This window comes from Streptomyces racemochromogenes, from assembly GCF_039535215.1.
Lineage (GTDB): Bacteria > Actinomycetota > Actinomycetes > Streptomycetales > Streptomycetaceae > Streptomyces > Streptomyces racemochromogenes.
On sequence record NZ_BAAAWT010000001.1, the window covers coordinates 1 to 14,034 of the forward strand.

General features: G+C 68.3%; 13 protein-coding genes and 2 pseudogenes. 10 read left to right on the forward strand and 5 right to left on the reverse strand.

Going from position 1 to position 14,034, the window contains the following annotated elements; all coding sequences use genetic code 11:
* Nucleotides 1–1,437: 1,437 nt before the first annotated feature.
* Nucleotides 1,438–1,785: a tail fiber domain-containing protein gene (locus tag ABD973_RS00005; RefSeq protein WP_345497403.1), complete on the forward strand. Its 348-nt coding sequence runs from the start codon at nt 1,438–1,440 to the stop codon at nt 1,783–1,785.
* Nucleotides 1,786–2,432: 647 nt separating this feature from the next.
* Nucleotides 2,433–5,099, forward strand: coding sequence for a DEAD/DEAH box helicase (locus tag ABD973_RS00010; protein ID WP_345497405.1), 2,667 nt, complete (start codon nt 2,433–2,435; stop codon nt 5,097–5,099).
* A gap of 214 nt (nt 5,100–5,313) precedes the next feature.
* Here ABD973_RS00010 and ABD973_RS00015 read toward each other — a convergent pair whose 3' ends face one another.
* Complete coding sequence (locus ABD973_RS00015) at nt 5,314–5,568, reverse strand: hypothetical protein (protein WP_345497407.1); 255 nt, start codon at nt 5,566–5,568, stop codon at nt 5,314–5,316.
* A 512-nt stretch (nt 5,569–6,080) separates the two neighbouring features.
* Between ABD973_RS00015 and ABD973_RS00020 the strand changes: the two genes are divergently transcribed.
* The gene (locus ABD973_RS00020) at nt 6,081–6,878 is read left to right on the forward strand and encodes a terpene synthase family protein (RefSeq protein WP_345497409.1); all 798 of its coding nucleotides are present in this window, start codon (nt 6,081–6,083) and stop codon (nt 6,876–6,878) included.
* A gap of 140 nt (nt 6,879–7,018) precedes the next feature.
* Nucleotides 7,019–7,393 carry an MFS transporter gene (locus ABD973_RS00025; protein ID WP_345497411.1) on the forward strand — a complete coding sequence of 125 codons (375 nt, stop codon included), beginning with the start codon at nt 7,019–7,021 and terminating at the stop codon, nt 7,391–7,393.
* A 57-nt stretch (nt 7,394–7,450) separates the two neighbouring features.
* Here the strand turns inward: ABD973_RS00025 and ABD973_RS34675 are convergent.
* Both ABD973_RS34675 and ABD973_RS00035 read right to left on the reverse strand, forming a co-directional pair.
* Nucleotides 7,451–7,659, reverse strand: a pseudogene (locus tag ABD973_RS34675) (Tn3 family transposase); the annotation flags it as partial.
* Nucleotides 7,660–7,825: 166 nt separating this feature from the next.
* Nucleotides 7,826–8,131, reverse strand: coding sequence for a hypothetical protein (locus ABD973_RS00035; RefSeq protein ID WP_345497413.1), 306 nt, complete (start codon nt 8,129–8,131; stop codon nt 7,826–7,828).
* 329 nt (nt 8,132–8,460) lie between these two features.
* Here ABD973_RS00035 and ABD973_RS00040 point away from each other — a divergent pair, with 329 nt between their 5' ends.
* Nucleotides 8,461–8,739 carry a hypothetical protein gene (locus tag ABD973_RS00040; protein ID WP_345497415.1) on the forward strand — a complete coding sequence of 93 codons (279 nt, stop codon included), beginning with the start codon at nt 8,461–8,463 and terminating at the stop codon, nt 8,737–8,739.
* A 4-nt stretch (nt 8,740–8,743) separates the two neighbouring features.
* On the opposite strand, the gene ABD973_RS00045 is transcribed toward ABD973_RS00040, so the two are convergent.
* A complete protein-coding gene (locus tag ABD973_RS00045; protein ID WP_345497417.1) occupies nt 8,744–9,811 on the reverse strand; it encodes a DUF6183 family protein in 1,068 nt (355 codons plus the stop codon).
* A gap of 36 nt (nt 9,812–9,847) precedes the next feature.
* Here ABD973_RS00045 and ABD973_RS00050 point away from each other — a divergent pair, with 36 nt between their 5' ends.
* The 4 genes and pseudogenes from ABD973_RS00050 (at nt 9,848) to ABD973_RS00065 (ending at nt 12,683) form a co-directional block, all read left to right on the forward strand.
* Nucleotides 9,848–10,618: an MBL fold metallo-hydrolase gene (locus tag ABD973_RS00050; protein ID WP_345497419.1), complete on the forward strand. Its 771-nt coding sequence runs from the start codon at nt 9,848–9,850 to the stop codon at nt 10,616–10,618.
* Between the two features lie 109 nt (nt 10,619–10,727).
* Nucleotides 10,728–11,318 (forward strand): annotated as a pseudogene (locus ABD973_RS00055) (transposase family protein); the annotation flags it as partial.
* Between the two features lie 154 nt (nt 11,319–11,472).
* Complete coding sequence (locus ABD973_RS00060) at nt 11,473–11,979, forward strand: hypothetical protein (RefSeq protein WP_345504856.1); 507 nt, start codon at nt 11,473–11,475, stop codon at nt 11,977–11,979.
* Between the two features lie 260 nt (nt 11,980–12,239).
* Nucleotides 12,240–12,683: an SMI1/KNR4 family protein gene (locus ABD973_RS00065; protein ID WP_345497421.1), complete on the forward strand. Its 444-nt coding sequence runs from the start codon at nt 12,240–12,242 to the stop codon at nt 12,681–12,683.
* 421 nt (nt 12,684–13,104) lie between these two features.
* Here the strand turns inward: ABD973_RS00065 and ABD973_RS00070 are convergent, their stop codons facing one another.
* Nucleotides 13,105–13,401 carry a winged helix-turn-helix transcriptional regulator gene (locus tag ABD973_RS00070; RefSeq protein WP_125823758.1) on the reverse strand — a complete coding sequence of 99 codons (297 nt, stop codon included), beginning with the start codon at nt 13,399–13,401 and terminating at the stop codon, nt 13,105–13,107.
* 235 nt (nt 13,402–13,636) lie between these two features.
* Between ABD973_RS00070 and ABD973_RS00075 the strand changes: the two genes are divergently transcribed.
* On the forward strand, nt 13,637–13,948 hold the full coding sequence (locus ABD973_RS00075) for an EthD family reductase (protein ID WP_125823757.1): 312 nt from the start codon (nt 13,637–13,639) through the stop codon (nt 13,946–13,948).
* Nucleotides 13,949–14,034: the final 86 nt, after the last annotated feature.

The following is a 14,034-nucleotide window of genomic DNA, read 5'->3' on the forward strand; positions in this document are numbered from 1 at the left end:
ACACACACAACCACAAAACTAAAAAAAAACACAAAAACACAACACCATCAAAACCAAACAACAAAAAAACAACAAAAACCCCCAACACACAAAAACAACACAAACCCCCCCCCACCCCCCCCCCCCCAAAAACAACCCAACACAACAACACAAAAAAACACAACAAACACACCATTCAAACCAAAACCCAAACCCAACCCCAAATACTACCCAAAAACACCCCCCAAAAACCACTATCCATAATATCTTTTATAACTTAAAACCTACAACAATTCAACCCCCCCCCCCCCCCCATATTTATTTATTTTAATACTTATATATTTTTATTTAACTATTTAATTTTTTTAGGTTTAGATTGAGTGGGTTTTGGGTTTTGCCCCCCCCCGCATATGCCGCACGTTGATGGTGTTAATTGATCTGGGTACCCCCCTTTTGTGTTATGGTAAGTAATTATATTGTGCCTATCGGCACCTTAACTTTTTCTCCATCGTAGTTATTAGTAGGTTTTTTTATTTTATTTAATTAGAGGGTTTTTCGGTAGTCACCCCCCCCCCCCCCCCAAACATTTTTTTATGATTGTGATATCCCCCCCCCCCCCCCCCCCCCCCCACCCCCCCGTGTTAATGGTTTTACCCGGGAGTTGTGAGGGTTTTGTGGGTGAATCCCGCGGGCGGTTGTCAAGCCTGCAGCGCTGCGGCTAGGATGGTGTGGGGGATGTAGTTGTGGTGAGAGACGCTGACGGATCGCTGGGCTATGGCGAGTGGTGTGGGGCGTTCGCGGTTTGGGCTGGTAGGTGCTCGGCTTCGCCGAGCCAGGGCCGGCCCTTCGGGCCGGAGTCCTGCGCTTCGCTCCGGACTAGCTCCGGCTCCGCTGCGCTCCACGGAGGGGGCCGGCTTCGCCGACCTCCCGAGCGAAGCGCGGGAGGTGACCCCGTTTCACGGGGTGCGGACCTTCGGCCCGTTGGGGCGGGTCCGCTCCGCTCCCCCACCCGGGTCCTTCCGGCTCCGCCTCCAGGACCAGCCCGCTCCGCGGACAGCCGGCAGCTCAGCAAGGGTCTCCCCATTAGGCCGAGTGCGCCATCTGAGACTCGTATAGGCGAACGACTCTGGGCCTTCCTGGAGACCGGCCCACATTACAGGTCAGGGTGGACACGCTCAACCACTCAACCAAAGGACCAGCCATGTCCACGGCAAGCAACGCACCGTCAGACCCCCAGCGGAACGGTGAGCCCGACCTCCCCCGCCACGTCACGTGGCCTCATGGAGTCGAATACCCAGCACAGCTGGAATTGCGAGACAAGCAAGGCCAAATCCTCGCCTACTACGACCTCCGCACCGAAGACAACGATGCACGGTGGCAAATGCGGGCCAAGAATGTGGGTTCAGCGCCCTCTGACCGGCACCTGAAGACAGGCGTCATCGGTGTGGACTGGAGCCGATGAAGACACATCCGGACACCCCCGTCCGCCTCAACACCGAGCATCAGTTCAACGGATTCGCCGTACTCGAAACCCTCGCCACCCTGCCTGTAAGCAGCTGGCGCTACACATGGGACCCCGAACACGTCCGCCACCTCGGACCTATGGCGCAAGACTGGCACGCAGCCTTCGGCCTGGGAGACACCGACACCGCAATCGACTTCATCGACTCAAACGGCATCACAATCGTCGCGATCCAAGCACTCCACCAACTCGTCACAGACCTCCAACAAGAAATCACACAACTCCGATCACAACTAGCCGCCCTCCCCCAAAACACCACCGCACCCTTCACCCCAACAAGCTGAGCCACAGGCCCTACCCTCCACCCCGACGGCCAGCCCCCTACAGATCTCCCACGGGCTGGCCCGGGGACCCCAACACCTCGTCCGGCTTTGCATCAAACCTATTCAGCGACCTCCGATTTCGTTCCCTCAGGCCAACCTGAAATCAGGAACTGACCGGCACCAGCGGGGCGGTCACCTACGCCCGCGGCGACCTCACCGGCAGCGAGCCCTACGAAGCCTCGCTTCGCTCGGGGCGCAGTCCTGAGCGAACTTGGCCCCTCGCGTCAGATGACCCACGTCGCGGACTGCATACTCACTATAGTGGTGCATCACTCTGAAATGTGCATGTACCATTGGCAGAAATGCGTGGATACCTAGAACGCTCCGGATGCATCTCATGTACTCGGGAAAACACGGGACGGGACGAACGGCACCCGGGGATCTGTCATCGGATTACCCGAAACGATGGTGCTGGTGGAGCCTCAGCGCGAGACCCGGAGGCTGTGAGCCGCGCGCGAGGGGAAAACGCCCAGTGAGGTGTGCAGGGCTCGGCGTTCGGGTGAAGCCCTTCTCTCGGGTCGCCTGATCCGAGGTGGGACGGGTGCGGCCCTCTGCCTGTACGAGGCGCCCCTGAGCTCGCATGAATTAGATACCGGGGAGGCAGGGAAGTGTCGAAAATTCCGCTTAAGGAACACCAGGTCGATCAAAAGTCGGCGTTTCGAAAGTGGGTCGGATTCCCTGCAAGGTCATCTGTGCCCCCGCAAGGTGCCCGAGGCACCATCGTGTCAGCGACCGGCTCGGGCAAGACGATCACGGCCGCCGCGTGCGCGCTGGAGTCGTTCGCGGACGGCCGGATCCTCGTCACCGTGCCCACCCTGGACCTGCTGGTCCAGACCGCACAGGCGTGGCGCCTGGTGGGCCACCGGGCCCCGATGATCGCCGTCTGCTCGCTGGAGAACGACCCCGTCCTGAACGAGCTGGGGGTGCGGACCACCACGAACCCGATCCAGCTCGCCCTGTGGGCCTCCTCAGGGCCGGTCGTCGTGTTCGCCACGTATGCCTCCCTGGTGGACCGCGAGGACACCGACGCACCCGAGGGGCAGCAGAAGGTTCGCGGTCCGCTGGAGACCGCCCTGGCAGGCGGGGAGCGCCTGTACGGGCAGCAGATGACGGGCTTCGACCTCGCCATCGTCGACGAGGCCCACGGAACCGCCGGCGACCTCGGACGACCCTGGGCGGCCATCCACGACAACGCCCGCATCCCGGCCGACTTCCGGCTCTACCTCACCGCGACCCCGCGCATCCTGGCCGCGGCCCGGCCGCAGAAGGGCGCCGGAGGCGAGGAGGCCGAGCTCGCGAGCATGGCCGACGACCCGAACGGAACCTACGGCAGGTGGCTGGCCGAGTTGGGGCTCTCGGAGGCGATCGAGCGGGAGATCCTCGCCGGGTTCGAGATCGACGTCCTGGAGATCCGCGACCCGTCGCCTGTACTCGGCGAATCCGAGGAGGCGCAGCGGGGCCGGCGCCTGGCTCTCCTGCAGACCGCCCTCTTGGAGCACGCCGCGGCGTACAACTTGCGTACGGTCATGACGTTCCACCAGAAGGTCGAGGAGGCCGCCGCGTTCGCAGAGAAGCTGCCCGAGACGGCCGCCGAGCTGTACCTCACCGACGCCTCCGACGCCGACCTCGCGGCTGCGGAGAAGCTCCCGAAGTCGTCGATCGACGCCGAGTTCTACGAGCTGGAGGCCGGCCGCCACGTCCCGCCGGACCGGGTCTGGTCGGCCTGGCTGTGCGGGGACCACCTCGTCACCGAGCGCCGGGAGGTCCTGCGCCAGTTCGCCAACGGCATCGACGCGAACAACCGGCGCGTACACCGGGCGTTCCTCGCGTCCGTACGCGTGCTGGGCGAGGGCGTAGACATCACCGGCGAGCGCGGGGTGGAGGCGATCTGCTTCGCCGACACCCGCGGCTCCCAGGTCGAGATCGTCCAGAACATCGGGCGCGCGCTCCGGCTCAACAAGGACGGGTCCACGAAGATCGCGCGCATCATCGTGCCCGTCTTCCTGGAGCCCGGCGAGGACCCGACCGACATGGTGGCCTCCGCGAGCTTCCGCCCTCTTGTAGCGGTCCTCCAGGGCCTGCGATCTCATGACGACCGTCTGGTCGAGCAGCTCGCCTCCCGCGCCCTCACCAGCGGCAAACGCAAGACCCACGTCCGGCGCGACGAGGACGGACAGATCGTCGGCACCCGCGGCGAGGGCGAGGACCAGGAGGACGGCACCGACGCCGCAGCCGAATCGGCGCTGCTCCACTTCTCCAGCCCACGCGACGCAGCCACCATCGCCGCGTTCCTGCGCACCCGCGTCTACCGGCCGGAGTCCCTGGTGTGGCTGGAGGGCTACCAAGCCCTGCTCCGGTGGAGGGCCCAGAACGAGATCACCGGCCTGTACGCGGTCCCGTACGACACCGAGACCGAGGTCGGCGTCACGAAGGCCTTCCCTCTCGGCCGGTGGGTGCACCAGCAGCGCAAGGCCCTGCGGGCCGGGGAGCTCGAGGACCGGCGCAAGACCCTCCTGGACGCGCCGGAGGCCGGGATGGTCTGGGAGCCCGGCGAGGAGGCATGGGAGGCCAAGCTCGCCGTGCTCCGCTCCTACCACCGCGCCACCGGACACCTCGCACCCCGGCAAGACGCCATGTGGGGCGAGGACGACGCGATAGTGCCCGTCGGACAGCACATGGCCAACCTCCGCCGCAAAGGCGCGAAGAACGGCCTGGGCAAGGACCCGGACCGGGCGGCGGAGCGCGCAGCGCAGCTGACCGCGATCGACGAGGACTGGGACTGCCCGTGGCCGTTGGACTGGCAGCGGCACTACCGCGTCCTGGCGGACCTGGTCGACGCCGACGGCGTCCTGCCCTACATCGCGCCGGGGGTCGTCTTCGACGGCGACGACGTCGGCCGGTGGCTCCAGCAGCAAAAGCAGCCAGCCAACTGGGCGCGGCTGCTGCCCGAGCAGCGGGAACGGCTGACCGCGCTGGGCGTACAGCCCGACAAGGCACCCTCCCCCGCACCCGCAGCCAGCCGCAAGGCGAAGGGGCCGAGCAAGGCGCAGCAGGCGTTCCAGCGGGGCCTGACGGCCCTTGCGCAGTGGGTCGAGCGGGAAGGCGCCCATCGGCCCGTCCCCAGGGCCCACGGGGAGGAGATCACCGTCGACGGCGAGGCAGAGCCGATCGTCGTGAAGCTGGGTGTGTGGGTCTCCAACACCAAAACCCGACGCCACAAACTCACCACCGAACAACTCGCCGCACTCGCCAAGCTCGGCGTGGACTGGGCGTGACAAGCCACCTCGCTCGTCGTTGAGCTGGGAGGTCAGCGAAGTGAAGGCCCTGGGGACGTCGTGACCCCCCGGGGCCTTCATCTTGCCCTCCGGCACCGGAGGGTGGTGCAACACGGGCTGCCACACAGGTCCCCTGTTCATGCAGGTCAGGGGTGCGACCAGGCTGGGGAGCGAGTATCGGGGGGACGTGTTGCTAACGCTCACCCCCTCGGTATCAAATGCCGGGCAACAACACCTGGTTGTAAAAGGTCTGCAGGTCGGCACGGTTACCGTAGTGATTGAGGTAGCCCGCCAGGCCGATCTTGTTAACGCTGGTGGCCTTCGGGGTGTACCCCACGCTGTACACACTCCCCAGCAGACCGGAGGTGATACCGGGTACATCCTGTGCCTGGGCGACCGCGGCCGAGGCAGCCCCTGCGGTGAGGATGGCACTGCCTACGGCGATGGTGACGATGCGACGAATGATCATGACCGGTCAACGACCCGGCCGCACCCAGGACACGGCAGCGTCCATCCCCTCGGTTCTACCAGCACCCGCCCGCAGGCGGTCTTCATGCCTGCGTCATCACTGGGCGGGCACCCCTTCCTACTCGCCGAGAGAATCAGCAAGCGGGCTCACCCTGCGCACTGCCCGCCACCGGGGTGTAGTGGCGGCCCGCGAGGGGCGTCGGTACCCGCTCAGGCGGCCGCAGGACGCGGTCGGTGCCGTCGGCCGTCTCAGGGCTTCTTCACTGAATGGCGGCGTGCACGGCCGACCAAACGGCCTGCTTACGGCGCTGCCCCAGCGCGATTACCCGTCCAAAGATCTCGACAAGTCTCCCCACCCAACGCTCCCCGGTAGGTCAGACCTGCTCTCCGGATACCTGCATACCCGCAAGCCCAGGAGCCGGCCACTATCTGGCCGATAGGCAGCTTCGTCACGCTGTGAATCCGGGAGACCGTGAACTCCGCATCAGCAGCAGGGCCTGGCTTCGCCTGGCCGTGACCAGCTCGTTTTGCTTCGCCTTCGACGACCACTTGGACGGCCCCCTCGGCCAGGACCCCGCCCGCGCCGCGGCCGTCAGCCAGCAACTGATCGACATCGTCCACGGCGCCACCCCCGCACCGGGGGCGGACGCGTGCTCAGTCGCGTTCGCCGAGCTGTGGGCGCGCTGCACCGACGGCGCGCACCCGGGGTGGGTGGCCCGTACCGCGTGCGAGTGGGAGTACTACTTCGCCACCCAGGCCCACGAGGCGATCGGCCGGCTCCGTGGGACGCCCGCCGACATGGAAACGTATCTGCAAGTCAGACGGGGCATCGCCGGAACCGACCTGCCCCTGTCGCTGGGCGAGCGGGCCGCCGCCATCACCATTCCCGCCGCCGCGTTCCACAGTCCGCAGCTGCGGATCATGCGGCAGGCCGCCATCGACGTCACGTTCATGTGCAACGACGTCTACTCCCTGGAGAAAGAGGAAGCCCGCGGCGACATGGACAACCTCGTCCTCGTCCTCGAACACACCCAGGGGTACAGCCGACAGGAAGCGATCGAAGCAGCCCGCCAGGAAGTCGAACAGCGGGTCGACCGGTTCCGGGAACAGGCCCGCCAGGTCCCGGCCATGTGCCACCAGCTCGGCCTCACCGCCCCGGAACAGACCGCTGTGGCCACGTATGTGGAGATCATGGAAGCCTGGATGAGCGGCTACCACGCCTGGCAGACCCAGACCCGCCGCTACACCAGCGCCCTCCAAACCGTCCCGATCACCGGACCCGGCTACTTCGAGGAGGTCCTGGGAGCGTAACCCCCGGTCAGGACATCGCCTCGTTGCTGGGCCAGCGTGATCGTCTTACCCCCCGTCGATCACGTGCGCTCGCGGCGAAGAGCGCCGGTCGGTTCGCCCGCCGCCTGCCCCAGACCGGAGCCGTCATCACGATCGCTGCGATGGCCGGCTACGGCTTCCAGGCATCCGCAGGCGGGGGCGACCTGACGCTGCTGGGGATGACCGCTCCGGTGGTCCTCATCGGCTTCGGTCTCGGCATGGTCGGCGGCCCGCTCGCCGACTTGTCGCTGGCACAGGTCCCGCACAGGGACGCCGGGGCTGCCTCAGGCCTGTTCAACACGGCAATTCACCTGGGCATCGCCCTCGGTACCGCGCTGACCGCCCTGGTGTTCTTCTCCACCACTGGTGGCTCAGCCGAAGCCGGACTCAACCGCGAGGCGTTCATCACCGTGCTGTGGTGGGTCGCCGGGCTCCTCGCCCTGACGTGGGCCCTGATGTTCTGCCTGTCCAAGCGACCAGGGGGCCAGGCTGAATGATCCCCGGGCCCCGGCCACAGGACCGGCCGGGGCCCTCATTCACCCTTCCTCGGGTTCCTACTCCCCGTCCACCGCGTCCACATCGCGCAGGGGCTGCAGGCCGCCGGGCAGGTCCGGGAGCGAGAAGGATTAGCGGCCGAGCATGTTGACGTGGTGCCGCACGAAACGGCGAGAGGCGGGCCACGTCCTCATCCCCGTGCGTCGAAGCCGTCTGCTCGGAGCTGCGTGACGGCCGCGTCCATGTAGCGGATGTTGCACAGCACCAGGAGTCCACGCCCCCGGTGGTGTCAGCCGTTCTACTGACGCTCCGGCCTCCCCAGCTGTCGCCGAGGCCAGTACGTCGGCGCTCGTCGGTGGACCAGCCGGACAAGCCGAATGGTTCCTGCCCGACGCTGATCTGGCGGGCGGGCAGGAACCGTGGAGGCGACCGTGTCAGGAAGAGACGGCGGTGATCTGCCGGGCGACCATTCCCGTGGCTCCGGCAGCCGCGGTGATGTCGACCGGCAGGACGTCCGGAAGATCCTGGACGGGCCGGCTCGCCCTCACGCCGTCGCACGGGACGGCCTGCGGCGGGCCTTCGTCCCCGATCGTCAGCTCAACCGTTCCTGCGCCGACACACGCCACGGAGACCTTGTAGATCCTGCCCCTGGCGAGTGCGGATCGGGCGTGCACTCCGTCGGCAACCCTCTCCAGGCCGGATTCCACGAACTCCGGGGAATCGGACGCGACCTTCTCCAACAGGCCATGGACACGGACGAGCTGGGGATCCTCGCTTGCCGGTCCCGACGGCGTCGGGCCGACAGAGCCGACTGCGAGGAAGGACGAGCAAGTAAGGGCCACGACCGCGGTCAGTGGCCCGCGCCCGGCTCTCAGAGGAGGGCAGCTTCGCGGCGCCCACCTACAGGACTTCGCAGGCCGGATGGACGACCTCCTCGACGGCGAGCTTCGCGTCGGTCTTCTGCGCCACATCGCCTGAGTCCGCCCGTTCGACGTGCCCGATGTCACACACGGCCGACCGACCCCCAGCAGTTCGTCGGAGAAGCTGCCCGGCCGACAGGCGCCTGCCCGTGCCGGTGAAACCGGCGGACGTCGGACAGATCTCCTCGCCGGTCACCGTGCCGTCCGTGTGGAAAACGCGGGTGCCGAGGAGGACGGTCGTCGCCGCCGACCAGTCGCCGGCCGTCGCCGTCGCCAGGTGTCCGGCTGACCTCCTCCTGCGGCTCGGGGGCGAGCGTGACGCCGAACCGTACGAGGTCGTCGCGCTCCTCCACCGCGTCGACCCCCGCACGGGTCTGACGCCTCCTGACCTCGCCGCCCTCGCCCACTGGCCCGGGCGGCCCGCCTGATCCGCTAGTCGGTGTCCGTGGCCGCCAGGACGGCGAGGCGGCGGCGGTCGGGTGAGAGGGCCGCTATGCCGAAGTCGCAGCCGATCTCGTTGTGGAACCACGCCGAGTCGGCCTCGAAGCGGAACCAGGTGCTCTGGCGGGCGTGGCGTTCCACCTCCTGCGCGTCCGCCCACATCGGGGCACCGCTCAGGCCCGCGAGCGAGCGCCAGGTCCACATCCGCCCCCAGGCTCCGCCCACACCCCCGCCGTAAACCCCGCCCATCGAGGCGGCGGCGAAGAGCAGCCCCCAGACCTCGCCGAGCCCGCTGAGCGCGATCTCGAAGCGGTCCGTCGGCCCGACCTCGGTGCAGGACACGGGCAGCGTCGGCAGCAGAGCGGGGACCAGCTCGGGAGCGAGGGCTCCCTCCAGCTCGAAGACCCAGGCGTCGCAATCCCCCCATTCGCCGGCATGCGGGGCGGACACGATGCTCTCGTGGACCTCCACGGTGGCCGAGTTCCGCAGGGCCGATCGTTCGGTGGTGCGGGGCGTCGCAGGGTCGACGCGTCCCAGGGTGGGCATGCGGGTCCAGAACCCGCCCGCGGAGCCGTTGACCGAGCGAGTCGGGAACTTGGCGCCGGCCTCGAAGTCACGCAGCTGCCGGGGCAGCCAGTCCAGGGTGTGCGAGGAGCGCGGCGCCCGGCAGCCCGTCATGTCCGCACCCCGCAGCAGCAGCTCGTGGAAGAGGCAGGAGCTCAGCTCGTCCGCGCACCAGCCGGAGTGGTCGAAGACGGTGACGGCCAGGTCACCGGCCCGGTGGTGCTCCGCGAGGAGCGAGGCGAGGCCGCTCGCGCTCGAAGAGGGGCGCTTCTCGTCGAGCAGCCGCAGCAGCTCCACCAGGCTGTCCCGGCCCGGCGTGAGCGCCAGCACCCGTATGACGTGCGCCAGCCGATCCCCGTAGGTCCGCGCCCGCGCGGTGGCGTCCTTGTGCTGGTCCGCGAGCCGCGCCCCCAGCTCCCGCAGGTACGCGACGTCGCCCAGCGCGGCCCGCCGCTCCGGCTCGCCCCAGACGAAGTCGTCGTTCATGTCTTTCATGATCGCCACCCTAGTCCCGCGTCCTACACTCACCGGATGACCAGCGATCTCCTCCAGCTCACCGTCCTGGGTTCCGCGACACCCTACGCGAGCGCGGACAACCCGTGCTCCGGCTACCTGGTGACCGGCGCCGGCACGCGGGTGTGGGTGGACGCGGGGAGCGGGACGCTGGCGCAGTTGCAGCGGTACGTCCGGCTGGACGGCCTGGACGCCATCTGGATCTCGCACCTGCACGCCGACCACAGCGCCGACCTGCTCACCGCGTACTACGCCGCGCTGTACGCGGACATACGGCTCCCCGCGCCCATCCCCCTCTACGCCCCGCCGGGCACCGCCGACCGGCTGGCCCACTTCCTCACCAACACCTCGACCCGCAGCCCGGTCGAATCCGCCTTCGCCGTCCACGAGCTGTACGACGGACACCGGGCCCGGGTCGGCTCCCTCACCCTGACCAGCCGGGCCGTCGCACACGGCATGCCGGCCTTCGCCGTCCGCGTCGACGGGGCGGGCGGCTCGCTGGTCTACTCGGGCGACACGGCGCCGTGCCCGGGCCTGACCGGCCTGGCCGAGGGGTGCGACGTACTGCTGTGCGAGGCGGAGAGCGACCGGCCGCCCACGGACGGCGAGCCGGTGCACCACACCCCGGAGCAAGCCGGTGCCACCGCCCGCGCCGCCGGCGCGGGCCGGCTGATCGTCACCCACGTCGGCCACGCCCTGACCCCGTGGCAGGCGCTCACCCGCGCGGCCACCCGCTTCGAAGGCCCTGTGGACTGGGCCGCCCCGGGCGCCGTCTTCCCGATCGGCTAGGTGTGTTGTCCCGGGGCGTGGGTGGCACGCGTGCTGGGTGCTTGGAATGGGTGAGGGCTTCCGGGTGCGGTGTGGATCGCGATATCTGCACCGAGTTCATGAGGCCCTCGTGGTCCACCGCAATGCCCCGCTGACCGAGATCGGACGACTGCGGCTGGCCCGTGTGGCGGGCCGCGGAACGCTTCCAGGTAGCCACACCACCAGCCCCGCAAGACGCCCGCCGAGATCGCGTCGGAAGTGCTGCGCCTGCGGCGTTAACACCGCATCGGTCCGGTGCGACTGGCGGTCCGGTGCCGCATCACGGCGTCCACCGCATCCTCCAAAGACACGTCCAGCCGCCGGCGAACCCGTCCGCCACTACGAACGCGCCCGCCCCGGTGAACTGGTCCACATCGACGTCAAGAAGCTCGGCCGCCTCGCCTGCACCGAGGACCTGCCCGACGAGACCGCACCCACCTGCACCGGCTTCCTGGCCCGAGCCACCGCCCACTTCGCGTCCCCGGGCATCCCCGTCGAACACGTCCTGACCCACAACGCCTGAGCCCACACCAAGAACACCTGGCGCCAGAACTGCCAGGAACTGGACATCAGCCCCAGGTGGACCAGGCCCTGGCACCCGCAGACCAACGGCAAGCCCTACACCGGCATCGGCGGCCAAACAACCGCCAGCCGCGGCACCAACCTGCTCGTGCTCAATACACCGAAGCCGTGTCTTTCGGATCAGGTCGCTGTTGGCCGTGGCGGTCATCATCTGTGCCTCGCTGGCAGGCTGTGGCGGGACGCCCACCGTCGAGGACCATCCCGGCAACGCCGGGCTGCAGGGGCCGGGGAAGGCAAGGGCCGCGGGCCGGGTCATGACGCAGCCGGTGCTGGAGGCCGCTCTCCCCCAGGGCATCAACCTGCCCAGGCTCACAGGGAACGGCGGCGCCGCGGTCCACGCGTGGGACATGTCGAATCCGGCGATCTGCCAGTCGGAAACCTGGCTGGACGACGAGTGCGCCGACGCCCTCGCCCTGGGCATGAGCGGCCTGTCCGGCAGGAACGAGCGGATCGTCATCCGGTTGATGTCCTTCGACGACGAAGCCACGTCCAAGGCCCATTTCACCAGCCGGGGCACACCCGCCGAGGTGGGGACCGACCCGCCCGGTGACGCCATCGACGGCTACGAGCTGCCGGCCGGGGCCGGGGGCTGGAAGGGGAAGGGCATCAGGGTCCGGCAGGGCACGGTCATCGCGAAGATCGAGTACGCCTGGGCTCCGGGGTACGAGGTGCCGAACCGGGCGATGGACCTCGCCACCATGGTCGTGGAGCGCCTCAAGCAGTCCGGGAGCGGCAAGAACCCGACCGCCTCACTCCGGTAGGCCGGAGCCGAAGGAGGCCCGTTCCGCGCCGTCCCTCCCGATCGCAGGGGACGGTGGCGGGGACGGCGCGGGAGGAGCAGCCGGTGTGCTTCGTGCCGTCGAAGGAGTACGGCAGGCTCCACTCGTCGGTGACGGACACCTCGCCCGCGGGGCCCGCGGACACCTTCAGGACGGTCAGCCCCGTGATGTGCTAGCCGGTGCTGCTGGACGTACGAGTGGCCACCGGTGGCGCTCCTGTAGGTGACCAGGCCCAGCCCCCGTTGACCGACGCGGTCGTCGAGGACGCCGAACGTCGGCTCGGTGTCCGCCTGCCGGCTTCACTTCTGGAGATCCTGCGGGTCCGGAACGGCGGTGTGGTGGCGGACGCGTGGAACGCGTTCCCGACCGAGGTGCCGACGTCGTGGAGCGGGAACCTGGGCATCGGTCGTCACGACGGCCGGTTGTCGATGCTGGACACGGCCTACCTCGCGGAGGAGTGGGGTTCGCCCTCGCCCCTGGTGCTGCTTTCCGGGGATGGCCACTGCTGGATCGCCCTCGACTACCGGGGCTGCGCGGTGGACGAGGAGCCGTCCGTGACCTGGTTCGACGTGGACGACAGCTCGGAGCTCCCGCTGGCTGCGGACTTCCGAGCGTTCGTCGAGCGACTGACCGCGGCCGCGGCGTTGGACCTCGATCACCCGGACGGCACCCCGCCGGCGTCATGAACTGGCTCCGGCGGAACCCTGGGGTACGGGGTCACGTGTGCTGCCCGGGCGGACGGGCATGTCAGACTCCTCGGGCATGCTCGACGGCATGGACGAAGACGCCTTCGGGCAACTCATCGAGGACTGCCGGCCCAGCACGCCCGATCCCGCCGGCGACCTCGAGTACGACCACGGCTTGGGCGGGGACGCCTTCCTCTGTACCGGGCCGCGACCCCGGGGCCTTCACCCCGCACGCCACCGGCCTCGTCTGGGCGGAGAGCCAGCTGTGCGCGCCGGACCGGGCGTACGAGCGCATCACCGGGGAGGGACGCGACCGCGACACGCGCTACTCCTACGAGTCGGGCTCGAACACCGAGGGCTGGGCCGGCTGACCCGCGTCATCCCGTCAGGGCGCACGTCGGCGAGCACTCGAGCGTGACCTTCACGTCTGCGTCGGCTCCTGATCGTTGTGTTCCTGCTCCTGCGCCCAGGTGGCCGCCCATTCGTCGAGCGGACGGAGGGCATCACGCAGAGCCGTCCCCAGCCGAGTCAGCTCGTAGCCATCCGCCGAGGAGGCGATGATCCCGCTCGACGCGAGTTCGCGGAGCCGCTGGTACAGGACGCTGGACGACAGCCCGTCGCACCGTGCCAGCAGCGCGCGGGCGCCGAGCGGACCCGCCCGCAGTTCCCAGAGGATGCGCAGCGCCCACCGACGGCCGAACAGGTCCATCGCGGCCATGAGGGGACGGCCGGTCGTCGATCCACGAACCGGTTCTCCGGGGCGTGGTGTCGGCATGACCCTCCTTGTGTTTCGTTATTCGAAACACTAGCATCCGCTCGGCGTTTCTGATTCCAAAACGATTCGATGGGAGCGCCGTTGCCGCGGACGGCCCTGCTGGAACCACCATGCACCGACCGGTCCGACGCATCCCCGCGCGCACGATGCCAGCTGACGTCCCTGAACGGAGACCGAAATGCATAAGCTCGTCGTCCTGTATCCCGAGCCCGCCGACCCTGACCACTTCCGGGACTACTACGTCACCAACCATCTCCCGCTGGTCAAGGACTGGCCCGGCCCGCTTGCGTGGCGCTACAGCTTCGACGTGGCGGCGGCCGAGGGGGAGGCACCGTATTTCGCGGTCTTCGAGGCCGACTTCGCCGACGCCGCCGCCATGGACGCGGCACTGGCCTCGCCGCACGGCCAGCGGTTGTCCGCCGATGTCCCCAACTACGCCACCGGCGGTGTGGTCATCATCAACTATCCGGTACAGGACGGCACCGGCTGAGTCGGGCAGTCGGGCTCGCTCCGGACGCGTTCGGTGCACGTCTGCGGGCTGCCGGCGCCCGGGAGAACGGCTCGGCACGCCGGACC

What these genes read in the sequence shown, in the direction of transcription:
- ABD973_RS00005 (WP_345497403.1), top strand. Translation starts at nt 1,438, where the DNA reads ATGAAGACACATCCGGACACCCCCGTCCGCCTCAACACCGAGCATCAG.
- ABD973_RS00015 (WP_345497407.1), bottom strand. Translation starts at nt 5,568, where the DNA reads ATGATCATTCGTCGCATCGTCACCATCGCCGTAGGCAGTGCCATCCTC.
- ABD973_RS00025 (WP_345497411.1), top strand. Translation starts at nt 7,019, where the DNA reads ATGGCCGGCTACGGCTTCCAGGCATCCGCAGGCGGGGGCGACCTGACG.
- ABD973_RS00045 (WP_345497417.1), bottom strand. Translation starts at nt 9,811, where the DNA reads ATGAAAGACATGAACGACGACTTCGTCTGGGGCGAGCCGGAGCGGCGG.
- ABD973_RS00050 (WP_345497419.1), top strand. Translation starts at nt 9,848, where the DNA reads ATGACCAGCGATCTCCTCCAGCTCACCGTCCTGGGTTCCGCGACACCC.
- ABD973_RS00060 (WP_345504856.1), top strand. Translation starts at nt 11,473, where the DNA reads ATGACGCAGCCGGTGCTGGAGGCCGCTCTCCCCCAGGGCATCAACCTG.
- ABD973_RS00070 (WP_125823758.1), bottom strand. Translation starts at nt 13,401, where the DNA reads ATGGCCGCGATGGACCTGTTCGGCCGTCGGTGGGCGCTGCGCATCCTC.
- ABD973_RS00075 (WP_125823757.1), top strand. Translation starts at nt 13,637, where the DNA reads ATGCATAAGCTCGTCGTCCTGTATCCCGAGCCCGCCGACCCTGACCAC.